The sequence below is a fragment of the Streptomyces sp. NPDC020780 genome (assembly GCF_044334475.1).
GTDB lineage: Bacteria > Actinomycetota > Actinomycetes > Streptomycetales > Streptomycetaceae > Streptomyces.
In genome coordinates, this window is the sequence record NZ_JBIRTB010000011.1 from 103659 (window position 1) to 127031 (window position 23373).

At 72.3% G+C, this 23373-nt stretch carries 24 protein-coding genes; 13 read left to right on the forward strand and 11 right to left on the reverse strand.

From position 1 onward, the window contains the following. The gene (locus tag ACH4VO_RS22255; protein WP_360992316.1) at positions 1-1053 is read right to left on the reverse strand and encodes a LacI family DNA-binding transcriptional regulator; all 1053 of its coding nucleotides are present in this window, start codon (positions 1051-1053) and stop codon (positions 1-3) included. Positions 1054-1190: 137 nt separating this feature from the next. Between ACH4VO_RS22255 and ligA the strand changes: the two genes are divergently transcribed. From ligA to secD, 4 genes are all read left to right on the forward strand, one after another. Continuing rightward, complete coding sequence (ligA, locus tag ACH4VO_RS22260) at positions 1191-3299, forward strand: NAD-dependent DNA ligase LigA (RefSeq protein ID WP_360992314.1); 2109 nt, start codon at positions 1191-1193, stop codon at positions 3297-3299. 210 nt (positions 3300-3509) lie between these two features. Next, entirely contained in the window at positions 3510-4349 is an 840-nt protein-coding gene (locus tag ACH4VO_RS22265; RefSeq protein WP_360992311.1) for a rod shape-determining protein, read from the forward strand. Between the two features lie 68 nt (positions 4350-4417). Further along, positions 4418-5134 (forward strand): hypothetical protein, encoded by a 717-nt coding sequence (locus ACH4VO_RS22270; protein WP_360992308.1) that lies wholly within the window; start codon positions 4418-4420, stop codon positions 5132-5134. 36 nt (positions 5135-5170) lie between these two features. Further along, positions 5171-7483, forward strand: a complete 2313-nt coding sequence (gene secD, locus ACH4VO_RS22275; protein WP_360992305.1) for a protein translocase subunit SecD — start codon at positions 5171-5173, stop codon at positions 7481-7483. Between the two features lie 93 nt (positions 7484-7576). Here the strand turns inward: secD and ACH4VO_RS22280 are convergent, their stop codons facing one another. Next, positions 7577-8395, reverse strand: coding sequence for a helix-turn-helix transcriptional regulator (locus ACH4VO_RS22280; RefSeq protein ID WP_360992302.1), 819 nt, complete (start codon positions 8393-8395; stop codon positions 7577-7579). A gap of 59 nt (positions 8396-8454) precedes the next feature. On the opposite strand from ACH4VO_RS22280, the gene ACH4VO_RS22285 reads away from it, so the two are divergent. Next, positions 8455-8760, forward strand: coding sequence for a 4a-hydroxytetrahydrobiopterin dehydratase (locus tag ACH4VO_RS22285; RefSeq protein WP_360992299.1), 306 nt, complete (start codon positions 8455-8457; stop codon positions 8758-8760). A 439-nt stretch (positions 8761-9199) separates the two neighbouring features. Here ACH4VO_RS22285 and ACH4VO_RS22290 read toward each other — a convergent pair whose 3' ends face one another. The 3 genes from ACH4VO_RS22290 to ACH4VO_RS22300 form a co-directional block, all read right to left on the reverse strand. Beyond that, positions 9200-10033 carry an aldo/keto reductase gene (locus ACH4VO_RS22290; protein ID WP_360992296.1) on the reverse strand — a complete coding sequence of 278 codons (834 nt, stop codon included), beginning with the start codon at positions 10031-10033 and terminating at the stop codon, positions 9200-9202. A 136-nt stretch (positions 10034-10169) separates the two neighbouring features. Continuing rightward, entirely contained in the window at positions 10170-11969 is a 1800-nt protein-coding gene (locus tag ACH4VO_RS22295) for a long-chain fatty acid--CoA ligase (RefSeq protein WP_360992549.1), read from the reverse strand. Between the two features lie 229 nt (positions 11970-12198). Next, entirely contained in the window at positions 12199-13092 is an 894-nt protein-coding gene (locus tag ACH4VO_RS22300; protein ID WP_398441224.1) for a LysR substrate-binding domain-containing protein, read from the reverse strand. A gap of 219 nt (positions 13093-13311) precedes the next feature. On the opposite strand from ACH4VO_RS22300, the gene ACH4VO_RS22305 reads away from it, so the two are divergent. Further along, the gene (locus tag ACH4VO_RS22305) at positions 13312-14343 is read left to right on the forward strand and encodes a bile acid:sodium symporter family protein (RefSeq protein WP_360992293.1); all 1032 of its coding nucleotides are present in this window, start codon (positions 13312-13314) and stop codon (positions 14341-14343) included. Between the two features lie 154 nt (positions 14344-14497). Here ACH4VO_RS22305 and ACH4VO_RS22310 read toward each other — a convergent pair whose 3' ends face one another. Together ACH4VO_RS22310 and ACH4VO_RS22315 are read right to left on the reverse strand one after the other, a co-directional pair. After that, positions 14498-15487, reverse strand: a complete 990-nt coding sequence (locus ACH4VO_RS22310; RefSeq protein WP_360992291.1) for a hypothetical protein — start codon at positions 15485-15487, stop codon at positions 14498-14500. 170 nt (positions 15488-15657) lie between these two features. Then, positions 15658-16563: a helix-turn-helix transcriptional regulator gene (locus tag ACH4VO_RS22315; protein ID WP_360992288.1), complete on the reverse strand. Its 906-nt coding sequence runs from the start codon at positions 16561-16563 to the stop codon at positions 15658-15660. A gap of 102 nt (positions 16564-16665) precedes the next feature. Here ACH4VO_RS22315 and ACH4VO_RS22320 point away from each other — a divergent pair, with 102 nt between their 5' ends. From ACH4VO_RS22320 to ACH4VO_RS22330, 3 genes are all read left to right on the forward strand, one after another. Then, complete coding sequence (locus ACH4VO_RS22320) at positions 16666-17220, forward strand: SRPBCC family protein (protein WP_360992285.1); 555 nt, start codon at positions 16666-16668, stop codon at positions 17218-17220. Between the two features lie 334 nt (positions 17221-17554). Continuing rightward, positions 17555-18091: a DUF2231 domain-containing protein gene (locus ACH4VO_RS22325; protein ID WP_360992282.1), complete on the forward strand. Its 537-nt coding sequence runs from the start codon at positions 17555-17557 to the stop codon at positions 18089-18091. A gap of 205 nt (positions 18092-18296) precedes the next feature. Then, the gene (locus tag ACH4VO_RS22330) at positions 18297-18701 is read left to right on the forward strand and encodes a hypothetical protein (protein WP_360992280.1); all 405 of its coding nucleotides are present in this window, start codon (positions 18297-18299) and stop codon (positions 18699-18701) included. Positions 18702-18829: 128 nt separating this feature from the next. On the opposite strand, the gene ACH4VO_RS22335 is transcribed toward ACH4VO_RS22330, so the two are convergent. Together ACH4VO_RS22335 and ACH4VO_RS22340 are read right to left on the reverse strand one after the other, a co-directional pair. Continuing rightward, positions 18830-19234 carry a nuclear transport factor 2 family protein gene (locus tag ACH4VO_RS22335; protein WP_360992277.1) on the reverse strand — a complete coding sequence of 135 codons (405 nt, stop codon included), beginning with the start codon at positions 19232-19234 and terminating at the stop codon, positions 18830-18832. Then, positions 19231-20229, reverse strand: coding sequence for an NADP-dependent oxidoreductase (locus tag ACH4VO_RS22340; protein ID WP_360992275.1), 999 nt, complete (start codon positions 20227-20229; stop codon positions 19231-19233). Before ACH4VO_RS22340 ends, ACH4VO_RS22335 begins: the two co-directional genes overlap by 4 nt. A 123-nt stretch (positions 20230-20352) precedes the next feature. Here ACH4VO_RS22340 and ACH4VO_RS22345 point away from each other — a divergent pair, with 123 nt between their 5' ends. Next, complete coding sequence (locus ACH4VO_RS22345) at positions 20353-21225, forward strand: LysR family transcriptional regulator (protein WP_360992272.1); 873 nt, start codon at positions 20353-20355, stop codon at positions 21223-21225. Between the two features lie 39 nt (positions 21226-21264). Here the strand turns inward: ACH4VO_RS22345 and ACH4VO_RS22350 are convergent, their stop codons facing one another. Both ACH4VO_RS22350 and ACH4VO_RS22355 read right to left on the reverse strand, forming a co-directional pair. Beyond that, positions 21265-21546 (reverse strand): hypothetical protein, encoded by a 282-nt coding sequence (locus ACH4VO_RS22350; protein ID WP_360992270.1) that lies wholly within the window; start codon positions 21544-21546, stop codon positions 21265-21267. After that, complete coding sequence (locus tag ACH4VO_RS22355; protein WP_360992267.1) at positions 21536-21829, reverse strand: hypothetical protein; 294 nt, start codon at positions 21827-21829, stop codon at positions 21536-21538. Before ACH4VO_RS22355 ends, ACH4VO_RS22350 begins: the two co-directional genes overlap by 11 nt. Positions 21830-22004: 175 nt before the next feature. Between ACH4VO_RS22355 and ACH4VO_RS22360 the strand changes: the two genes are divergently transcribed. From ACH4VO_RS22360 to ACH4VO_RS22370, 3 genes are all read left to right on the forward strand, one after another. Then, the gene (locus ACH4VO_RS22360; RefSeq protein ID WP_360992264.1) at positions 22005-22847 is read left to right on the forward strand and encodes a helix-turn-helix transcriptional regulator; all 843 of its coding nucleotides are present in this window, start codon (positions 22005-22007) and stop codon (positions 22845-22847) included. Next, entirely contained in the window at positions 22829-23038 is a 210-nt protein-coding gene (locus tag ACH4VO_RS22365) for a DUF397 domain-containing protein (RefSeq protein ID WP_360992261.1), read from the forward strand. The genes ACH4VO_RS22360 and ACH4VO_RS22365 overlap by 19 nt, the downstream gene beginning before the upstream one ends. A 111-nt stretch (positions 23039-23149) precedes the next feature. Continuing rightward, complete coding sequence (locus tag ACH4VO_RS22370; protein WP_360992258.1) at positions 23150-23359, forward strand: DUF397 domain-containing protein; 210 nt, start codon at positions 23150-23152, stop codon at positions 23357-23359. Positions 23360-23373 lie beyond the last annotated feature (14 nt).

The following is a 23373-nucleotide window of genomic DNA, read 5'->3' on the forward strand; positions in this document are numbered from 1 at the left end:
TCACGCGGACTCGCGCCGCACCAGGGTCGGCTGGAAGACGGCGGACCGCGCGGGCCCGCCCGGTCCGCCGATCTGCTCCAGCAGGAGCCGGGCCATCTCCGCCGCCATCTCCTCCACGGGTTGCCGCACGGTCGTCAGGGGTGGGTCGCAGGCCACCGCCGCACTGCTGTCGTCGAAGCCGACGACCGCCACGTCCGAGGGCACGTCCCGGCCCGCCCGCAGCAGCACGGGCAGGGCCCCGAGCGCCATCAGGTCCGAGGCGACGAACACCGCGTCCAGGTCCGGCCGCTCCCGCAGCAGGTGCCGCATGGCCGAAGCCCCGCCCGCCTGGGTGAAGTCGCCCTCCGCGATCACCACGTCCTCGACGCCGTGCCGGGTCAGCGCGTCCAGGAATCCGGTCAGCCGTGCCCGACCCGCGGGCACGTCCTGCGGCCCCGCGACCGTGCCGACGCGGTGGCGCCCCAGGGACACCAGATGGTCGGCGGCCAGCCGCGCCCCCGCACGCTGGTCGGCCTCCACACAGGTCAGCGGCGTGGGATCCCGTGGCCGGGCGGCCAGCACGGCCGGCAGCCCGGTGTCCCGGAGGAGGCCGGGCAACGGATCCTCGCCGTGCGACGAGATCAGCACCACCCCGTCGACGTGCCCCTGACGCAGATAGGAGAGGAGCTGCTTGCGGGAGGCCTCGTCGTCGGCCAGCATCAACACCATCTGGACGCCGGCCGGGCGCAGTACGTCGAGCAGTCCCGCGACCACGCGGCCGAAGTGCGGGTCGGAGAACATCCGGCCGACGAACGGCTCGACGTCCGGGCGCCGTTCACGCTCGGACACCACCAGCGCGATCGAGTCGGTCCGCCGGGTCACCAGCGAGCGGGCCGCGCGGTTGGGCACGTAGCCCGTGGTGGCGACCGCCTCCTCCACGACCCGGCGCAGAGCCGGATCGACCGTGGGCGCGCCGTTGATCACCCGGGAGACCGTGGCGCGGGAGACGCCCGCCACCGCGGCCACGTCCTCCAGGGTGGCCGGGCGCGGGGGCGGCGGAACATTGGCAGGCATGGAGTCTTTATACCGGTGCTCCGAGGAGTGCGTGGAGGGTTCCGGCACGTCAGCGCCCTGCCCGCCGACCGCCGCCGGCCGACGGACCGAGACCGTGCACGAGGATCGATGTCAGTGGTGGGCGGCAGGATGGGGGCATGACGACGAACTCAGCTGTTGTGCTCGCCGATGCCGCCGCCTACGCCGCCGCGGTGGAGCAGGCGACGCAGGCCGCCGCCGCGTACTACGCAACGGGCGAGAGCACCCTCGACGACGACGCGTACGACCGGCTGGCGCGGGCTGTCGCCGCCTACGAGCAGGAGCATCCGCAGGACACGCTGGCCGCCTCACCGACGGGGAAGGTCGCGGGCGGGGCCGCGGTGGGCGACGTGCCGCACACGGTGCCGATGCTGTCGCTGGACAACGTCTTCTCCGCCGAGCAGTTCGTCACGTGGACCGCGTCCGTGGAGCGCCGGATCGGCAGACCCGTCGCGGTCTGGAGCGTGGAGCCCAAGCTCGACGGTCTGGCCGTCGCCGCGCGCTACCGCCAGGGCCGCCTCGAACAGCTGATCACCCGCGGTGACGGGACGGCCGGGGAGGACGTCTCGCACGCCATCGGTACGGTGACCGGTCTTCCCGGGCAGCTGAGCACCCCCGCCACCCTGGAGGTGCGCGGCGAGATCCTCATGACCGACGAGCAGTTCGAGCAGGCCAACACCGTGCGCACGCAGCACGGCGGCACCCCCTTCGCCAACCCGCGCAACGGAGCGGCGGGCACCCTGCGCGCCAAGGACCGGCCCTACCGCGTCGAGATGACCTTCTTCGCCTACGGTGCCCTCGCCCTGCCGGATTCCGGCGAGCTGACTGGCACCCTGGCCGAACTCCCGCACAGCGAGGCCCTGGAGTACGTCGCCGGGCTCGGCGTCCACACCGCTGCGGACACGGCCGTGGCGCCGCGCACCGTCTCCACGGCCGAAGAGGTGCAGGCCCGGATCGAGGAGATCGCCGCGCTGCGCGCCTCGCTGCCGTTCGGGATCGACGGCATCGTGATCAAGGCGGACCTCGCGGCCGACCAGGCCGACGCCGGTTCCGGCACGCGGGCACCCCGGTGGGCCATCGCGTACAAACTCCCGGCCGTGGAGAAGGTCACCCGGCTCCTGGACGTCGAGTGGAACGTCGGCAGGACGGGCATCATCGCACCGCGCGCCGTGCTGGAGCCCGTGGAGATCGACGGATCCACCGTCAGTTACGCCACGCTGCACAACCCGGCCGACATCACACGGCGCGATCTGCGCCTGGGCGACCAGGTGATGGTCTACAAGGCGGGCGACATCATCCCCCGTATCGAGGCGCCCGTCGTGCACCTGCGGACGGGCGACGAGAAGCCGATCGAGTTCCCGGAGACCTGCCCCCGGTGCGGCTCGGAGATCGACACGAGCGAGCAGCGCTGGCGCTGCACCCGCGGCCGCGACTGCCGCCTGGTCGCCTCCATCTCGTACGCGGCGGGACGCGACCAGCTGGACATCGAGGGCCTCGGCGGCACCCGGGTCGTCCAGCTCGTCGAGGCGGGCCTCGTCCAGGACTTCGCCGACCTCTTCACCCTGGAACGGGAGCAGTTGCTCTCCCTGGAGCGGATGGGGGAGACCTCCACCGACAATCTGCTCGCGGCCATCCGGACGGCCCGCGAGCGCCCGCTCTCCCGCGTCTTCTGCGCCCTGGGCGTACGCGGCACCGGCCGGTCCATGTCACGGCGTATCGCTCGCTACTTCGCGACCATGGACCGGATCGTCGCCGCCGACGCCGAGACGCTGCAGCAGGTCGACGGCATCGGCAAGGAGAAGGCGGCGGGGGTCGTCACGGAGCTGGGCGAACTGGCCCCGCTGATCGCCAAGCTGGTGGCGGCCGGCGTCAACATGACGGAGCCCGGTGCCACTCCGCCGCCGGAGGCCGGGGCCGTGCGCGAGGACGGCGAGGACACCGCCGGCACCGGGGACCGGACGGCGGGGCTGCCCCTGGACGGCATGACCGTGGTGGTCACCGGCGCCATGACCGGCGCCCTGGAGAAGCTCTCGCGCAACGAGATGAACGAACTCATCGAGCGGGCCGGCGGGAAGGCCTCCTCCAGCGTCTCCAAGCGCACGAGTCTGCTGGTCGCCGGGGAGAAGGCCGGCTCGAAGCGGACCAAGGCCGAGGACCTGGGCGTCACGATCACCGCGCCGGACGCGTTCGCGGAGCTGATCTCCGCCTACCTGACTCCGCAGGTGTGACCGGGAGGGCGGTGAGGCGTGACCGGGAGGGGAGGCGAGGGGAGCGGCAGCGGGTGGCCGGGCGGCGCCATGCCGGGACCGAACCTTGGAATCGTCGAGGGAGTGGCTTTCCTATGCCCGATATTGCATAGTGAGGGTTCGGTCATGCCTCGCTATCAGCGGGTCATCGGGTGATGAACGGCCGCGAGGGCGAGCCGGGGGCGAGGGGCGATGCGTTCTCTGCGTGACGGACGGCGGCGCAGCCGGCCCCTCCACCCGCTGCGGGGCGGACACACCGCTGAGGCGCGCCACCCCGGGGCGTCGCGCGGGCTGGCCATCGACCTGGGCAGCTCGGGGGCCCGCGCCTGGGTCCCCGGGCAGGGGCTCGTCGCCGGCTCCCCCTGGGACGCCGGCACCGGCAGGCCGGTCCGGCGCGGCCGCATCGTCGACCCGGAAGCCTGCGGCAGACTGCTCCGGCACCTCGCCGACAGCACCCTGGGCGAGGACCGCCACGGCAGCGTCATCGTCCTCAGCCACCCGGTCCTGGCCGGGCCGGAACACCGCGGGCTCGCGCGGGAACTCCTCGCCGCGCTCGGCCCGTCCGGCGTGGTGGTCCTCAACAGTGCCCGGGCCGCCGCGGCGAGCGCCGGGCCGGGGTCCGGAGGTCCGCTGCTCGTCGTCGACATGGGGGCCGAGCTGACCGAGGTCACCCTGCTCGTCGACGGGATGGTCGCCGACGCCCGCCAGGCCGAGATAGGCCTGAGCGACGTCGAACCGGCCGCGCTGCCCGCCGAACTCGTCCGGAACGTGCTCGATATGATCATGGCCATGTGGCGGCAGGACAAGCACGGAGCGGTACGCGGCGCGCTGCGTCGGGGCCCCGTGCTCACCGGAGGCGGCGCGCTGCGCGCCGATGTGACCCACCGCATCGCGGGATGTCTCGGTGTCCGGGTGCGCCTCGACGAGGACCCTTCGACCGCCGTCGTACGGGGCGCCGGGCTGATCCTGGACGCCGTTCTGCACTCCGCCGGTGCGCGCACGGTGCCCGCCCTTCCGGGCCGGCTGAGGTGAGCCCCCTCCCGGGGGCACCCCGGGGGAACGCGCCCCCACGGGGGCGGCCGGACGCACCGGGGCACCGGGTGCGCGACGCCTTCGCGGCGCTGCTGCTCGCCGTCCTCACCGTCGTGGGCGGCGTGCCCGCCGCCGCGGACGCCGTGCCCCCGCCGGGGGCGGTCACCGGGCACCCGCCCACATCCGTCCACCCGGCCACGACGGCCCTGCCGGCCCCGGCCGGGGCACCCGCACGCGAGGTCGCCGCGCTGCCGGCGCGTTCTGCCCTCGCCCCGCCCGGTCTACGGGTTTCCGCGCCGCCGGACCGTGCCGTCGTCGCCTCCCCGGCACGCCGGTGGACCGCCCCGTCGGCGCCCCGCGCTGTCGCCCCGCAAGGATCCGGACCTTCCACGGCACCGGACCTCCCCTCCGGCCCTCCGTGGTCCGCCGTCTCCGCCCCGGAGGCTTCCCGTGACCCCGGGCCGGTGGCCGGAGCGCCGGCGGCCGGGCTGGACGGTGCGGGGTGGTGGGCCCAGGCCGTTCCCGCGCCCGGCCCCCGGGCGGGCGCCGATCGTCCGCACGCGCCGCACCACTTCCCCCCGCCCGGTCACGGCGCGCTGCCACCCCGGGCGCCCGGCCTGCTCGTACCCTGCACCGTCCAGCAGGGGCCGGCGGGCGCCGCCGTCCTCGTACCCGGCCGCACCGGGGCGGCGCTGCCCGGTGTGCGCGGTCCTCCCGGGAGCGCGGCCGGTCAGCCGGTCCTTCACCGGTCCTGCTCCACAGACCCGCCGTCCCGCGTCCTCTGAGAGGAGGGCGGACGGCGCCCTCCCGGAGGAATCCCCATGACTCGCGCCACCACGGTGCGAGCGGTTCTGGCTGCCGCCGTGCTGCTCGTCTCCGTGTTCATCACGCTGACCATGTCACCCAGACTCGGCCTGGACCTGCAGGGCGGCACCCGTATGGTGCTGCAGGCCAAGGACTCGGACACCGCGAAGGCGGACCGGGCCGGCACCGACCGCACCCTGGAGGTGCTCCGCCGCCGCATCGACTCGCTCGGTGTCGCCGAACCGACCCTGACCCGTTCCGGTGAGGACCGGATCATCGTCGAACTGCCCGACGTACAGGACCCGCGCGAGGCCGCCGACGTCCTCGGCAGGACCGCCCAGCTCGCCTTCCACGCGGTCCAGGGACCGGGAACGGAACCGAAGCCGGAAGAGGCCACGGCGAAGGACGGACCGACGCTCCCCGACGAACAGGGCGGCCTGCTCTCGCTGGGCCCGGTGGCGCTCTCCGGCGCGGGCGTCAAGGACGCCTCCGCGACCTTCGACGCCCAGCAGGGCGCGGGATGGACCGTCTCGCTCGACTTCCACAAGGACGCGGGCAAGAAGTGGACGGCGCTGACCGGGGAGGCCGCCTGCAGCCCGGCCGGCGACGAACGGCGCCGGGTCGCGATCGTGCTCGACGGCAAGGTCATCTCCTCACCCCAGGTCGATCCGTCGATCGGCTGCAAGGTCGGCCTGCCCTCCGGGTCCACCCAGATCACCGGCTCCTTCAGCGCCGAGGAAGCCCGTGATCTCGCCCTGCTCATCGAGGGAGGCGCCCTTCCCGTCCCCGTGGAGATCGTCGAACAGCGGACCGTGGGCCCGACCCTGGGCGCCGCCGCCATCGACGCCAGTGCCCGGGCGGCCCTCATCGGCGCCGCGGCCACCGCACTCTTCATCACCTTCATGTACCGGCTCTTCGGCGGGCTCGCCGCCCTCGCCCTGGCCGCCTACGGCGTGATCTCGTACGCCGCGCTCGTCGTCCTCGGTGTCACGCTGACCCTGCCCGGTCTCGCCGGGTTCGTCCTCGCGATCGGCATGGCGGTCGACGCGAACGTCCTCGTGTTCGAGCGGGCCCGCGAGGAGAGCGCGGCCCACCCCAAACGGTCGCTGCGCTCCGCGCTGACCGCCGGATTCCGCAACGCCTGGAGTGCGGTCGCCGACTCCAACGTCACCACCCTCATCGCCGCCGGCCTGCTCTTCTTCCTCGGCTCCGGACCGGTCAAGGGCTTCGGTGTCACCCTCGCCATCGGCGTCCTCGCCTCGATGTTCTCCGCGCTGGTCATCGCCCGCGCGCTCACCGAGACGGCGACGTGCTCCCGCTTCGTACGCGACTACCGGGGCGTCAACGGCATCGCCCGGCCCGGCCGCATCCGCACCTGGCTGACCGCGCGGGACCCGCAACTGTTCCGGTCGCCGCGCCGCTGGCTGCTGGTCTCGGCCGCCCTCGTCGCCGTCGCCGTACTCGGCATCGTCCTGCGCGGGGTCAACCTAGGGGTGGAGTTCACCGGGGGACGGCTCGTCGAGTACTCCACCAGCCGTCCCGTGGACGTCGACACGGCCCGCGAGGCCATCACCGCCGCCGGATTCGGCGACGCGGAGGTCACCACCGCGGGGGAGCGCGACCTCTCCGTACGGACCGGGAAGCTGGACAACGACGGGGAGCACGCCCTGCGAGCCGCCCTCGCCGCAGAAGGCGGCGAGACCACCAAGGTGCGCGACGAGCTGATCGGGCCCAGTCTCGGCGACGAACTGCGGCGCAACGCGCTGATCGCGCTGGCCGTCGCCGTGTTCGTCCAACTCGCCTACCTGGCAGCCCGATTCCGGTGGACGTTCGCCGTGGCCTCGGTCGGGGCGCTGGTCCACGACGTCGTCATCCTGGTCGGCGCGTTCGCCTGGCTCGGGCGTCCCGTCGACGGGATCTTCCTGGCCGCCCTGCTCACCGTCATCGGCTACTCCGTCAACGACTCGGTCGTCGTCTTCGACCGCGTACGCGAGCTGTGGGCCAGGAGCAGGCGCACCCCCGTCGCCGACGTGGCCAACCGCGCCGTACTCCAGACCGTGCCGCGCACCGTCAACACCGGCATGGGCGCCCTGTTCATCCTGATCGCCCTCGCGGTGCTGGGCGGCGACTCGCTCGCCGACTTCGCACTGGCCCTGCTCATCGGGATCTGTGTGGGGACGTACTCCTCGGTCATGACCGCCGTCCCGGGTGCGCTCGTCCTGGAGAGGAGCAGCAAGGCCCCACCCCCCGCCCGGAAGCGGGGGCCGCGGCGTGCGCCCGGGTCCCCGCGGGCACCCCGGGACCCGTTCGACAACGGTGCGCGGGTGTAGCGCGCCTGACCCGGCCTCCGGGCCGGCCGGGACCCCGGCCGGCCCGGAGCGAACCGTCCGCCGCGGGGAGGTGGGGGCGCCGGGCCCCGCCCGTCACGGCATGAGCGTGTGCAGGTGCTCCGCGGTGGCCCGGTCGGCCGGAAGGAACGTCTCGATGGCCAGCTCCGCCACGGTGACGTCCATCGGTGTGTTGAAGGTCGCGATGGACGAGAGGAAGGAGAGCTCGCGCCCGCGGTGGGCGATCCGCAGGGGCAGCGCGAGCGACGGCAGCCCCGCGCCCGCCCCGGCCGTTCCGCCCGCCGGACGGTCCTGCGGCGGAGCGGGGGCGGGGTAGGCCGCAACCTCGTCGTACAGGCAGCGCAGTTCGGGGGAGCGGTGCAGGGCGATCTGCCGTTCCATCTGCGCGAGCAGATCGGCGCGCCACTCCGGCAGGTTCAGGATGCGCGGGGCCAGCCCTCCGGGGTGCAGAGTGATCCGCATGGCGTTCAGCGGCGGGGTGAGGAGCTGCGGCGACACGCCCTCCAGCAGCAGCCGCATGCCCTGGTTGGCGGCCACCACGGTGTAGGTGGCGTCGACGACGAGGGCCGGATAGGGCTCGTACCCGTGGAGCAGCCGCTCCAGCGCCCCGCGTACGGCCTCCATCGCCGGATCGTCGAGTGCCGTCTCCCCGAAGCGGGGCGCGTAACCGGCCACCACCAGCAGCGCGTTGCGCTCCCGGACCGGGATGTCGAGATGCTCTGCCAGCCGCAGGATCATCTCCTCGCTGGGACGCGCACGGCCCGTCTCGACGAACGAGATGTGCCGGGCCGAGGAGTCCGCGCGCAGCGCCAGTTCCAGCTGGCTGATCCGCCGTTGCTCCCGCCAGCCGCGCAACAGCGGCCCTACCCCCGTGTCGAGCGCGACAGTCGTCATACGGAGACCGTAGCGTCACGGACACCGCTGTTCACACCGACCCAGACAGGAGCCGCTTCATGGCCGCTGACCCGCTGTCCGCGCACGACATCGAGACGGGGCTGCGCGACCTGCCCGGCTGGCAGGTGGAGGGGGACCGGATCACCCGGACCTACCGGCTCCCCTCGCACTTCGCCGCGGCCGCGCTGACCGTCCACGTCGCGCGGATCCAGGACGAGCTCGACCACCACTCCGACCTGACCCTGGGGTACAACACCGTGCGCCTGGCGGTGAACTCGCACGACGCGGGCGGCAAGGTCACGAGCAAGGACCTCAGGCTGGCCGGGCGGGTGGAGGCGATCGCCGCCGGGCACGGCGCCGAGTAAGGGCTGTCCCGCACTTCGCGGCGGGCGCGCGACGACAGCTACGGCACCTCGCCGCGTTGTCGGAGCGTCCTCATACATCCCGTATGCGGACGTCCCTCCGTCGTGCGATGCCCCGCATCCGACGCCGTGCGCTGATCCACCGGGAAGTGCGGGACAACCCTCAGCCACGCACCGCTGTGACTTTCGGACTGCGGCCCCGCGCGTCGGAGCGCCGGCCCGCAGTCCGGAACGCGGGCGATCGGCTGCCCGGGGTGCGTGCCTGTCGCACCGCCTCCGCGTCCACGGAAAGGGTGCACCCGCCCCGCCCTCGCCACGGCCTCGGTGGCGGGGAACCGCGGTCGTCCGCCGGGCAGGTGGCATCGGCCGGGTGGTGGCGGTGAGCCCCCGCCACACGGGGGAGGACGGGCTCACCCGCGGCGGGGGCTCCGTGCCGCGCGCGTCAGGCGCCGGCGTCGAACGTGGCCGGGTCGGCGCCGATGCGCTTGTTCTCGTCGAGCGCCGCGAACGCGGCGAGGTCGTCGGCGTCCAGCTCGAAGCCGAACACGTCCAGGTTCTCCACGATCCGTGAGGGCGTCACGGACTTCGGGATGGCGACGTGCCCGGTCTGCAGGTGCCAGCGCAGCACCACCTGGGCCGGCGTCCGGCCGTGCTTGTGGGCGATCGCCCCGATGGTCGGGCCGCCCAGGCCCTTGCCCTGCCCCAGGGGCGACCAGGCCTCGGTCACGATGCCGTGCCGGGCGTGGAAGGCGCGGGCCTCCGCCTGCTGGAACTGCGGGTGCAGCTCGATCTGGTTGACCGCGGGGACGATGGACGTCTCGCCCATCAGCCGCTCCAGATGCGAGGGCAGGAAGTTCGACACACCGATGGACTTCGCCCGGCCGTCGGCGTGGATCTTCTCGAGGGCCTTGTACGTGTCGACGTAGGCGTCCTTGGCCGGCAGCGGCCAGTGGATGAGGTAGAGGTCGACGTAGTCCAGGCCCAGCTTGTCGAGCGAGGCGTCGAAGGCGCGCAGCGTGGAGTCGAAGCCCTGGTCGGCGTTCCACAGCTTGGTGGTGACGAACAACTCCTCGCGCGGCACACCGGAGGCGGCGAGGGCCTTGCCGGTGCCCGCCTCGTTCCCGTAGATCGCGGCGGTGTCGATGCTCCGGTACCCGGACTCGATGGCCGTGGTCACGGCCGTCGTCGCCTCGTCGTCCGGCACCTGCCAGACGCCGAAGCCGAGCTGCGGCATCTCGAGGCCGTTGTTCAGGGTCAGGGAGGGGACCTTGCTCACGAGCGGTCGATCCTTACGTCGTGGGTTGCTACTCCCCAGGCCAACGATCGGTGGAGCCCACACATTCCCGCCTGCGGGAGGGTTCCGGATACGGGGAGGATGTATCTGGTGCCCCGTCAGTGAATGTGCCGGACACTCAGCGGTAGAGGGCGTCGATCTCGGCGGCGTACGCCGTCTCGATCGCCTTCCGCTTCAGCTTCAGCGACGGGGTGAGCAACCCGTGCTCCTCGGTGAACGGGTGGGCCAGGATGCGGAACGTCCGGATGGACTCGGCCTGCGAGACGGCCGTGTTCGCGGCCACCACCGCCCGGCGCACCTCCATCTCCAGGTCGGGGTCGCGCACCAGGGCGGCGGCCCGTATCGGCGTCCTGCCCTGCATGATCAGCCAGTGGTCGACCGACTCCTGGTCGACGGTGACGAGTGCGGAGATGTACGGCCGGTCGTTGCCCACGACGACGCACTGCGCCACCAGCGGATGCGCGCGCACCCGTTCCTCCAGCGCGGCCGGGGACACGCTCTTACCACCCGACGTCACCAGGATCTCCTTCTTGCGCCCGGTGATCGTCAGATAACCGTCGTCGTCGAGGGCGCCCAGGTCACCGGTGGCGAGCCAGCCGTCCTGCAGCACGGCGGCGGTGGCCTCGGGTGCGCCCAGGTATCCGGAGAAGACGTTGGCGCCGTGGACCCAGATCTCCCCGTCCTGCGCGATGTGCACGGTCGAACCCGGGATCGGCCGGCCGACGGTGCCGTAGCGGGTGCGCTCGGGCGGATTGGCCGTCGCCGCGGCGGTCGTCTCGGTGAGGCCGTACCCCTCGTAGACCGCGACGCCCGCACCGGCGAAGAACAGGCCCAGCCGCCGTTCCATGCCGGAACCGCCCGACATCGCGTGCCGCACCCGGCCGCCCATCGCCTCGCGGACCTTCTTGTAGACCAGCTTGTCGAAGAACTGGTGCTGCATCCGCAGCCCGGCGGAAGGGCCGGGGCCCGTACCGAAGGACCGCGCCTCCAGCGCCTCCGCGTAGGCCACCGCGATGTCGACGGCCTTGTCGAACGGCCTGGCGCGGCCCTCCGACTCAGCCGTGCGCCGGGCGCCGTTGAAGACCTTCTCGAAGATGTACGGCACCGCCAGGATGAAGGTGGGCCGGAATGCCACCAGGTCCGGCATCAGCGCCTTCGCCGACAGCTCCGGCTGGTGGCCCAGCTTCACCCGGCCCCGCAGCGCGGCGATCTCCACCATGCGGCCGAAGACATGGGCCAGGGGCAGGAAGAGCAGTGTGGCGGCCTCCTCACCCGACTTCGAGTGGAACACCGGGTGCCAGCGGCCGACCATGGTGTCCGCCTCGAACATGAAATTGGCGTGCGTGATCACACAGCCCTTGGGGCGGCCGGTGGTGCCCGAGGTGTAGATGACGGTCGCCACCGACTCGGGCGTCACCGCGCGCCGGTGCCGGTGCACCACCTCGTCGTCGATCCGGCCGCCTGCCTCGACGAGCTCGGACACGGCGTCCGCGTCCAGCTGCCAGAGCCGCTTGAGCTGCGGAAGCCGGTCGATGACCGAGCCGATCGTCATCGCGTGGTCCTCGTGCTCGACCATGACGGCCACGACCTGGGCGTCGTGCAGCATCCACAGGACCTGTTCGGCCGATGACGTCGGGTAGACCGGTACCGACTGGGCGCCCACCGCCCAGAGCGCGAAGTCGAAGAGCGTCCATTCGTAGCGCGTGCGGGACATGAGGGCGACCCGGTCGCCGAACCTGACCCCGTGCGCGATCAGCCCCTTGGCGAGGGCCAGGACCTCGTCGCGGAAGGTGGCCGCGGAGACGTCCTGCCACCGTCCGTCCGCACCCTTGCGGCCCAGAGCGACCCGGTGCGGATCGTCCTCGGCCTGATCGAAGACGGTATCGGCGAGACCACCGGCGTGTGGGGCGGCGGCCAGGGGTGGGACAGTGAACTCGCGCAATGACCTGCTCCTTGTGGCGCTCCGCACAGCGCCGCGACGCTACCCCACGCGGGGCGGCCGCGGGAGGGTCCGAAGTCTCCGGAAAACGTCACATCTGCACAGGCCGGCCATGGAATATCGGTCCAGATGGGCAAGGCTCGGGCGCACTTCTGACTTTGGGGTAAGTAGGCGGCGCCGGAATCTCCACCGAATCTGTACGCCGTTCTTACCCAGGCTCCGGCGGCGGGGGCCCGGCGGGCCCCCGGTGCAGCCGGTCCGCGCCGGCGAGCACGGCCGCCGCCAGGGCGCCGGCCGCTTCCTTCGCGGCGGCCCTGCGTCGGCCGTGCAGGAGGACGAAGTCCACGTCACCGAGGTCGGGCAGCCCCGCTCTGGCGGTCACCGGGACGAGTCCCGGCGGGATCAGCCCCCGGGTGTGCGCCATCACGCCCAGGCCGGCGCGGGCCGCCGCCACGAGGCCGCTCAGGCTCGTACTCGTACACGCGAACCGCCAGGACCGGCCGTGTTCCTCCAGTACCTCCAGCGCACGGGCCCGGGTGATGCCCGGCGGCGGAAAGGCGATCAGCGGCAGCGGGCGCTCCGGATCGATGCGCAGCCGTGGCGCCCCGATCCAGACCAGCGCGTCCCGCCACACCAGCTCGCCGTGCGTGTCCCCGCTCCGCCGCTTGGCCAGTACCAGATCCAGCCGGCCCGCCGCGAGGTGCTGGTGCAGCGTGCCGGACAGTTCCACGGTCAGTTCGAGGTCGACCTCGGGGTGCTCGCGCCGGAAGGACTCCAGGATCTCCGGCAGCCGGGTCAGGACGAAGTCCTCGGAGGCCCCGAAGCGCAGCCGCCCGCGCAGCCGCGTCCCGGCGAAGAACGCGGCGGCCCGCTCGTGGGCCTGGAGGATCGTCCGGGCGAACCCGAGCATGGCCTCGCCGTCCTCGGTGAGGTCCACCCGGTGCGTGTCCCGGCTGAACAGCTGCCGGCCCGCCTCCGCCTCCAGGCGGCGCACGTGCTGGCTGACCGTGGACTGCCGGACGCCGAGCCGGTGCGCGGCCTGGGTGAAGCTGAGCGTCTGGGCGACGGCGAGGAAGGTGCGGAGCTGGACGGGGTCGTACATGAGCGGCAGGCTATCCCGCGCGCGCCACGGCTATCGCGTGACGTGATGACAGTCAGAGGGATGTACGGGATTCCCGATCGCCTGGCTCCGGAGCACGATGGGGAGGGCCCGGCCGGGCCGCGAACGGGGCACGACCCGCCGAAACAAAGGGCACGAACCGCCGAGGCAGGGCACGACGCCGAGGCACGTGCACGACCCCACCGAGAGAGCACGAAGCACATGAGCCGCCGCCCCACCCGCCGCATCCCGGCGCCGCCTTCCTGGCTGCCGGCCGACCCGTACATCCTGGCGCTGATCGGCACGGTGGTGCTCGCGGCCCTGCTGCCCGCCTCCGGAATCGGCGCCGACGTGGCCGGCGGCGCGTCCACCGGGGCGGTCGCCCTCCTCTTCTTCCTGTACGGGGCGCGCCTGTCCACCGCCGAGGCGCTGGACGGGCTGAAGCACTGGCGGCTCCACCTCACCGTCCTGGCCTGCACCTTCGTGGCGTTCCCGCTGCTGGGGCTGGCGAGCCGGGGGCTCGTCCCGTACGTGCTGACCCCGCAGCTCCAGGAAGGGTTCCTCTTCCTCTGCCTGGTCCCTTCGACGATCCAGTCGTCGATCGCCTTCACCTCGATCGCCCGTGGCAACGTCCCCGCGGCGGTCTGCGCCGGCTCCTTCTCCAGCCTCGCCGGCATCCTGCTCACCCCGCTGCTGGCCGCCCTCCTGCTCGGCGGCAGCGCGGGAGGCTTCTCGACGGATTCCCTGGTGAAGATCGTCCTCCAGTTGCTGGTGCCCTTCCTCGCCGGTCAGCTGCTGCGCCGTTGGGTGGGCGGCTTCGTCGCGCGGCACCGCAAGGCCCTGGGGTACGTCGACCGGGGCTCGATCCTGCTCGTCGTCTACGCGGCGTTCAGTGAGGGCATGGTCGCCGGCGTATGGCACCAGGTCACCCCGCTCCGGCTCGGCGCGCTGCTCGCCGCCGAGGCCGTACTGCTCGCCCTCATGCTCGCGCTGAGCTGGTACGGGGCGAGGCGGCTCGGCTTCGGGCGGGGGGACCGGATCGCGATCCAGTTCGCCGGATCGAAGAAGAGCCTTGCCGCGGGGCTCCCGATGGCGAGCGTCCTGTTCGGCGCCCACGCGAGCCTCGCGGTGCTGCCGCTCATGCTCTTCCACCAGATGCAGCTGATGGTCTGCGCGGTGATCGCCGAACGCCGCTCCCGCGACCCCCTGCCGGCTGCCCCGGTCCGGCACACGCCGTCGGAGGCACTGAGCTGAGCCGTGGCGGGCATGTGGTGCACCGCGCCGCCGCGCGACCAGGGCCCCGGACACGAGGCGTTCGCCCGGTGCGGGGCCTCGGCCGGGGTGAGCCAGGTCGTCACCGCATGTGGGCCGGAGCCGTGGGTTCGGCAGCCTGTGGGCCGCGACCCGCTCAGCCGTGGTCGTGCAGGCGGGCGCGGAGCAGGTTGGGGTCGGTGCCGGTGGTGTAGGCGGCGCTGAGGACGTACACGTCGTTGCCGCGCAGCGAGACGGAGGTGGGGTTCTGGAGTCCGTCCGTGGCGTCCAGGACGGTGGTGCCGGTGCCGTCGGAGGAGATCCGTACGACCGTGTTGGGGCCGTTGAGGGCGGCGAGGGCCTCGTCGCCATGGCCGGTGAAGGTGAAGTCGTCGATGCCGACCAGGCCCGATGCCTTGACCTGCGGGGTGCCGGCGCGGTTTCCCGGGCCGATCGGGATGCGCAGGAGGGTGCCCTGGTCGAGGTTGGTCACCCACAGGGCGCCGTCGTGCACCTTCGCGCCGTTGGCTCCGAGGAAGCCCGTCGAGGCGAGGGTCGGGGCGGTGGACCACGCGGTGGGTGTGCCGCCGGTGGTGGGGGCGGTCCAGACCGTGCCCAGGACCGAGTCGGTGATGTAAAGGCGCTTGCTGTGCGGGTCCAGTGCCAGGCCGTTGGGCAGGCCGGTGGCCGGCAGCGCGGCGATACGCTGCGGCGCGTGTCCGGGGCGCAGCCGCCACAGCCCTGTCAGGTCGGCCGTGCCGGTCGCGTACAGCACGTAGAGCGTGCCGTCGGAGGTGCGGGCGATGCCGGTGGTCAGGGCGAATCCGAGGACGGGGGTGTGGACTCCGCCGTCGGCGGGGGCGGGCAGCGTGGCGAGGATGCGCGTGGTGCCTCCGGGGGTGATCCGGGCGACCTGGCGGGCGGCGGCGAAGGTGACGTCCGCGCTGCCGTCCGGCAGCAGCGTGACGTTCTCCGGCATCTGGCCGGCGGACAGGTCGAAGTGGGCGGCGATCCGCACCTCACTCAGCGGCCGCGCGGCCGGCGGCGTCGCGCCGGCCGGTCCGGCCGCGGTCAGGACGGTTGCGGTCAGGGCGGTGGCGGCCGTCACGACGGCCGACATGGTGATCTTGACGCTTCGCTTGGACATGATTCCTTCGTCCGTTCCGGGTGTTCAGGGGTTTTCGGGCATGCGGGAGCCGCGGCGCGGCGCCCTGGTCATGAAGGGGGATTGCGAGGGAGGTGGGATACGCGCCGCCGAGGGGAGGCGCAGAGAGCGGCCTGGGGCCCGAGTTCGGCGGCGGGGCTTGGGGGTGGGGGTCAGGCGGTGGGGGTGTCGGCGCTGCGCCCGGGGCGGGCCACGGGGTCTTCCCGGGGGGTGGTGGCGTGGGCGAGCAGGGCCAGCGCGCTGGCCGCGGGGGAGTCCGGGGCGGCTGTGGCCACCACGATCGCCGGGCCTTCGCCCTGCGGGCTCTGCAGCGTCTGCTGGGTGACGGTCAGTGCTCCGACCAGGGGGTGGCGCATGTCGTACGCGGCGACGTCGCAGGCCAGGACCCGGTGGTCGGCCCACAGAGTGGCGAACTCCGGGCTGGACATCGTCAGTTCGCCGATCAGTGCTGCCAGCAGCGGATCGTCGGGGTAGCGGCCGGCGGTCAGGCGCAGGTTGCCCACCACCGCCCCCGCCTTGGCGGGCCAGTCGGCGTACAGGCCACGGGTGTGCGCGTCGAGAAGCACCAGCCGGGCCATGTTCGGCCGCCGCCGTGGGTCATCCGGGGCCGCCGGGTCGAGATGTCCGGCGAACAGCGCATGTCCCTGAGCGTTCCAGGCGAGTACCTCGCTGCGGCGTCCCATCACGAGGGCAGGTGTGTCCCCGAGTGCCACCAGCAGCGCCTTGGTCGCCCCGGTGACGTGTTCGGGAACCGGCCGGGGGGCGGGCCGGCCCTTTCTCGGCGCGCGGGACAGTGCGTGCAGGTGAGCCCGCTCGGACGCGTCCAGCCGCAGGGCGCCCGCCAGGGCGTCGAGTACCTCGGGTGAGGCGTTGTGCGACTGGCCCTGTTCGAGCCGCGTGTAGTACGGCGCGCTGATGCCCGCGAGCAGGGCGAGCTCCTCCCGCCGCAGCCCCGGTACCCGGCGCCGCTCACCGTAGGTCCGCAGCCCGACGTCGTCGGGTCGCAGCCGGCCCCGGCGGGCCTGCAGGAAATCCGCGAGCTGCCCGTTCTTGTTCATGTTCACGAGTATGCGCATCGCCCCTCACCCGTGCCCCACCCTGTCGGGGTGAGGATCCGTGGGGTCAGGCTGACCCCGGCGGCAGGCCGCAGGATGAGCCGCATGTCCCTTCCTCACTCCCCGCAGGAATCCATGGGTGCCGCTATCGACCCGAACACCCCCGACCCGCCGTCCACGCTCGCCGGGCTCGACCTGACTGCCCTCGCGTTCACCCGGCGGTGCTGGGTCGACGCGCCACCGGACGCCGTCTACCGCCTCATCAGCGACGTGTCGCTGATCGAGACCTGGAGCCCCAGCGCCGACGATGTGCTCTACGCGCCGGGCGACGGTCCGTGGGCCGGCGCCTGGTTCAGCGGCCGCAACCACCGGAACGGGCGCTCATGGGTCACACGCTCCCAGGTGGTGCGGGCGGATCCGGGTACCGCCTTCGCCTTCGTCGTCGGCGGAGCCGAGGACGGCATCGTGCGCTGGAGCTGGCACTTCGGCGAACAGGGCACCGGCACCGTCGTCGAGCAGTCCTGGCAGCTGCTGCGCACCGACCCGGTCCTGGGCGGCACACCCGAGGAGATCCAGGCGTTGCGCGACCACATGGCCGACAGCGCGGAGTCCACGCTGCTCGCCCTGGCCGAATGGGTATCGGGCCACCCGTCCCACTGATCCCCCGGAGCGCTCGACCATCGGTACCGGACTGTACGGAGTGCCGTCACACGGGCGGCGGACCGTCCCGTGTCATGGAGACGTCCGCGAGGCAGCCGTGCCGACGGTGGTGGACGCGGGGAGGGGACGGGGTGGCCGGCCGCGGAGTGGGCGGCGGGGATCTGACGCGTACCTCCATGTGCCTTCGCGCGGGGTTTACTCCTCCGCGTCGGTCAGGAAGAAAGGTGACGGTGAGCGACCCCGCTTCCCCTATGCCGCCGTAGGGCAGGTGCGGCGACAGCACGGCAGCACGGGCAGTGCTGCCGTGACCTGCGTCTTCCGAAGGAGTTGCCTGATGGGCCCCACGCAGATCAATGGAATCCCCGCACATCCCTTCCTCGTCCACTTCGTGGTGGTGCTGGTGCCGCTTGCCGCGCTGGCTTTGGTGGCCTGTGCGATCTTCCCGCAGGTGATGCGCAGATTCGGTCTCGCCCTGCCCGTCCTGGCGCTGGTGGCCCTCATCACCGTTCCTCTCGCCACCAACGCAGGGGAATGGCTGCAGGAACGCACGGAGGAGAACGCGCTGGTGGAACGGCACACGGAGATGGGTGACGAACTCCTGCCCTGGGCGGTGGGTCTGTTCGTCATGGCCACAGCACTCTGGGCGGCCTACCGCTGGGCGTACCTGCCCTCCGCCGCTGGCGCGGACGGCCCGCGCGGCACGGGCAGGAAGCCCAGCCCCTGGCTGCGGGTCGCCGCGATCCTGCTCTCGCTCGTGGTGGCGGTCGGCGCGGTCGTGCAGGTCTACCGCATCGGCGACTCGGGCGCGAAGGCGACCTGGGGGGCCGGCGTCTCCTCGCAGCCCGGTGGGCGAGCAGTCACGAACGCATGACGCCTCGGAACCGCGACGCGGGTGACGTCGGCGATACCCGCCTTGCCCGGGCGCGCCCGCTGAACGCCCGGCGTCATGCCGTGCCCAGGAGAGCGACGGGGAGGCCGCCACTGTCGTACCCGGGGTGAGCAGGAGCAGTACGATAAAAAAATAAGGCACGTATGGGTCTATTTCGTCCGAGAAGGGACGATGGAGGTGCACTGCGGTGGAACCCGATCGAATCGACCGCATCGTTGCCGTACTGCGCGCGCGGAATGTCATGGCCCACCGTGCCGACGAGGGTGTGGACGAGTTCGGAATCCGTGTCGTCATCCCGGACGGCAGCGAGGCGTTGTGGTCGGTCGGTGGGGGCGGGCTCGATGCCCAGGTGCTGCGCGACGGCGTCCTCATGGGCTTCGTGCCCCACATCCCGGGCTCCGAGACGTTCACGGAGTCGCAGACGGTCGAAGCGATTGCCGCCACGCGGTACTCCGAAGAGGCGCTGCACCCTGCGAGCCGGCTCGACCCGGAGGCGAATTCGGAGCGCGAGGACGCGCATCCCGGGCCGGCGACCGGCGATCGGCCGGCCGCACAGCACCGGGACAGGTGGCACGGGCACCACCGCCGTTGAGATCGCGTCCTCGTGGACGGGGGAACGGCCCGGTGGTGGTGCTGTGCGGACCGCTCGCGGCTGTCGCCGCCCTGCCGTGGAACAGCGTGTCGCCCACGCCCAGGGTTCCGTAGGCCACCTGGTGGGTTTCACCCCAAGGCGTTGTCCAGTGCCAGGGTGAGGTCGGCGATCCGCCATCTGTCGTCCGACAGGCGCAGGACGAACGTGTAGACCCCGGTGGAGAGGACCTGGATGCTCTCGCCGGTGTTCCTCGTCTGCATCAGGTAGGCCCGCACCTCTGCGATGGCGGTTTCCGCCCTCGTGACCACGACATTGCCCAGGTGGTGCCGCACCCTTCCGGTCTGGGCCATGTGCCCGGCACGGATGAAGTCGAGCACCGCCGCGCGTCCGGTGACCGGGCCGAGCACTCCCTGTCCGGGCGTGGTGAAGGTCCAGGTGGTGTCTTCGGTCAGGACCGCTTCCAGGCCCGGCACATCCAGCTCGTCCAGGGCATACGCGTACGTCGCCACCGCCTGCTGGAGCTCGGCGATCATGAGGCCACCGTCAGCACGATCTTGCCCTGGATGTGCCCCTGTGCGGCTCGCGCGTGCGCGCTGCCCGCCTCGGGCAGCGGGTAGGTGCTGTCCACCCCGACCTGGAGCGTGCCCTCGGCGAACAGGTTCCCGATCTGGGCGAGTTGGCGGCCGTTGGAACGCACCTGGATGTTCGAGACCGTGATGCCCAGACTCGCCGTCTCTTCCGGGTCGTACTGAGCGAAGAACACCGGAAGCATGGTCCCGCCGCGCTTGAGCACGGCCAGGAAGCGGGAACTGTCCGGGCCACCGACGGTGTCGATCACCAGGTCGACACCGCTGACCACGTCCGAGGCCCGCGTCCTGGTGTAGTCGATGAACTCGTCGGCGCCGAGCTTGCGCAGGAACTGTTCGTGCCGGCCCGAGGCCACCGCGATGACGCGCGCCCCCTTCCATTTCGCCAGCTGCACCGCGAAGTGACCCACTCCACCGGCGGCCCCGTTGACCAGCACGGTCATCCCCGGCGTGATCGGCGCCGGCCGGTGCACCTGGCCGGTGAAAGGAGACGGCACGTCGTGGCCGAGATCGATCAGGTACTGCCAGGCCGTGAGCACGGCCATCGGTGCCCCGGCCGCCTGCACGTGGTCGATGCCGTCCGGCTTGCGCGCCAGATCCGAGGCCGGCGCGGCCACGTACTCCGCGTACGTCCGGCCGTCGAACCCGGGGAACCGCAGCATGCCGAAGACCTCGTCCCCTACGGCGAAGTCCGCCACATCCGGAGCGACCGCCTGGACCACGCCCGACATGTCCGTTCCCGGGGTGAGGGGGAACTCCAGCGCCGGCCTCAGCTCGGCCGGCATGACCTTCATCCCCTCACGCAGGTACCAGTCCGGCGGGTTGATGCCCGCCGCGTGCACCCGGACGAGCACCTCGCCCGGGCCGATCTCGGGCACCGGCACCTCCTCGTACCGCAGTACTTCCGGGCCGCCCGCTTCGTGGAACTGGATCGCCTTCATCGCGCCTGTCGCTTTCTCGGGGAAACGTTTGCTCCTCCAGTCAAGGCCCACGACAGCGCAGTCGTCCAAGACCTGTACGGCAACCCGATCATTCCGAAACAGCATGGCGCGTACGCTGGAAAGGTGAACGATCTCGGCCAGGACCTGGAACTCCGGCTGGTGCGCTATTTCACCGCGGTGGCGGCGCACCAGCACTTCGGGCGGGCCGCCGCCGCCCTGCACGTGGCGCAGCCGGCGCTGAGCCGCCAGATCCAACGGCTGGAGAAGCACCTCGGCGCACGGCTGCTGGACCGCGTGCCCCAGGGCGCCCGGCTCACCCCGGCCGGCCAGGCGTTCCTCCCCCGGGCCGAAGCCCTGCTGCAGGCCGCCCACCAGGCCGAGCTGGCCGTGCGTGAACAAGCCGAGACCGGGCGCATCACCATCGGCTACGTCGAAGACCTGGTGATCACCCACGTCGTACGGGAACTCCGCAGCCGTTACCAGGACGCCGAGATCGCCACCCGGCACCTGAGCTGCCGCGACGTCGGGGCGCTGTCCGACAGGCGCGTCGACGCCCTGATCGCGCGGGCGCCGCTGCCGCTCGCCGACGACGTGTCCACCGTCCCGCTGTACGAGGAGCCCCGGGTGCTCGTGGTCCCGCGCGGTCACCCCCTGGCCGGGCGTGCGTCGGTGAGCGCGGAGGAACTGGCCGGCGAGGAGGCGGCGCCCTGCGCGTTCGAGACCTCGGACTGGACTTCCTACCGGCTCCTCGGAGCCGGCGTTCCGCCGACCGAGAGCTACGAGGACAAGCTCGAACTCGTCGCGAGCGGCCGGGCGATCGCCGTGCTGCCGGTCGGCGACCGGCGTAGCTCCCTGCGTCCCGACCTGGTCACCGTGCCGGTCGTGGGCGCTCCTCCCAGCCAGGTCGTCCTGGCCAGCCGCAAGGGCGACGCCAATCCGATGATCGGGAGTCTCCGGCGGGCGGCCGAGGCCGTCCTGACCACCCCGGCGGCCTGACCGGGACCGGCCGACTTCCGGTGCCCACGCTCGCCGCAGTCACCGGGTGCCGTCCTCCTCCCCGTGTGCGCGCGGCGCACTCCGTACGCCGCCGAGTCCCAGGCCGGTGCGGCTGCGGGCGTTGGCGTCGGCGACGCGGGCGCTCAGCAGCTCGGCCGGGCGGGCCGGGCGTACGCGTGCCGGGTCCGCGTCCCACTCGAGGCCGCCGCCGAGCGGGCGGAGCTGGACGTACGGGCCCTCATGGCCCGTCACCAGCCCCACCCGGCCGCTCCCCTCGTCGTGCACGGCCACCCCGAGAGGGGGCACACCGTCACCGGCCACCTGCCGCCCCGACCCTGATCACGGCAGCCAGGGCGTGCGCCACAGGGGCGGAACAGACGCCGAGATGGACCAAGGCGTACCGGGCCGCCCGCCCCTCGTCACCGCCGTCCGTGTCCGGCCACGGGGTACGGACATCCATCGCGGGCAATTGGACACCGGCTTCGCTCAGTGCGGCTGCGAGGGCGTCCCGCGCGTCGACGGCCTCCTGGATCCCGGCCGTTTCCGGGTGCTCCGACCGGCAGGCCCTACGGGGGAGCGGTGGCTTCTGCGACGGTGACGTCATGGTGACTTCCTTCGGTTGGTCATGCACGGGTTCTCCTGCGCCGGCCCCCACGCCTGTGACTACGGTGGGTGAGGGCTGCGCTACGAGAGTGGCCCGGCCGGGAGCGCGACACACCGAGGGCGGGATGTGCTTCCCCGGCAGGTGAGTCACGTTCCACACGTTCCACGGAGGGTCGATGCCGACGAGGCGGGCGGTCACGGGCCGCAGCAGGGAACCACGCGCACGGTTCGCGGAGGAGTTGCGGCTGCTGCGCACCGCGCGCGGCGACAGTCTGCGGCAGCTGGGCGAACGGCTGGGCTGGGACTGGTCGTTGTTCGGGAAGATGGAGAAGGGCGAGACGGTCGGCGGCCCGGAGGTCGTGCAGGCGCTCGACCAGTACTACGGGACGCCGGGGCTGCTGCTGGCTCTGTGGGAGCTGGCTGTCAGCGACCAGACGCAGTTCAAGGAGCGGTACCGGCGGTACATGGCCCTGGAGGCGGAGGCCACGAGCCTCTGGCACTTCGCGGTGGGGGTACTGCCGGGAGTGTTGCAGACGGAGGCTTACGCACGGGAAGTACTCGCGGCTGGGCAACTCGACGGGGAAGAGATCGAGGAGCAGGTGAAGGCTCGACTGACGCGGCGCGAGCTACTTGAGGGCGGGGGAGCGCCGCACTTCCGCTCGCTCCTGTCCGAGACGGTGCTTTGCACGCCACTCCGGGAGGCGAGTGCGTGGCGGGAGCAGCTGAAGCATCTTCTTAACATGGCCGAGAGGGCGCGGACGGTCGTGCAAGTGCTGCCGCACAGTGCCGGTGCGCACAGCTTGTCGAGTACTGACGTGATGTTCCTGCGGGTGGCCGAGGGGCGTACGGTGGCGTACGTGGAGAGTGCCACCCACGGCAACCTGTTCGAGGCATCTCGGCAGGTTGAGGAGCTTCAGCAAATGTACGATTCCGTCCGCGACTTGGCACTGTCCCCAGGCGAGTCGCGTAAGCACATTTCGTGTCTGTTGGAGGAAATCCCGTGCGATCCCTCGACCTGAGTGTTGCTGCTTGGCGTAGGAGCAGTTACAGCAACTCTGATGGCGGCCAATGTATAGAAGTCTCCGACGCCTTCCCGGGTGTCGTCCCGGTGCGTGACAGTAAGTGCCCGCACGGTCCCGCGCTTACCTTCGCGGCGGACGGCTGGTCGTCGTTCGTCGTCGCGGTCAAGCACGGGGCGATGGGCGCCTGAGTGGCCCACACGTGAGAGGGCTCCGCTGTCAACGCTGGTCGTCCCCGCGCCCGGTGCGGGCTCGGCCGATACCTCGTCCACGTTCATCCCGCGGTTGTCGGAGGAAGTGACGTGCGATCCCTCGACCTGAGCAGCGTGTCCTGGCGGAGAAGTAGCTACAGCAACTCGGACGGCGGCGCCTGCATCGAGGTGTCCGACGACGTCGCCGCCCTCGTCCCCGTACGCGACAGCAAGCACCCTCAGGGCCCCGCGCTCACGTTCTCGGCGGACGGCTGGGCGTCCTTCGTGGCCGCCGTGAAGGGCGAGGCGTTCAGGGCCTGAAAGCTGCGCGCACA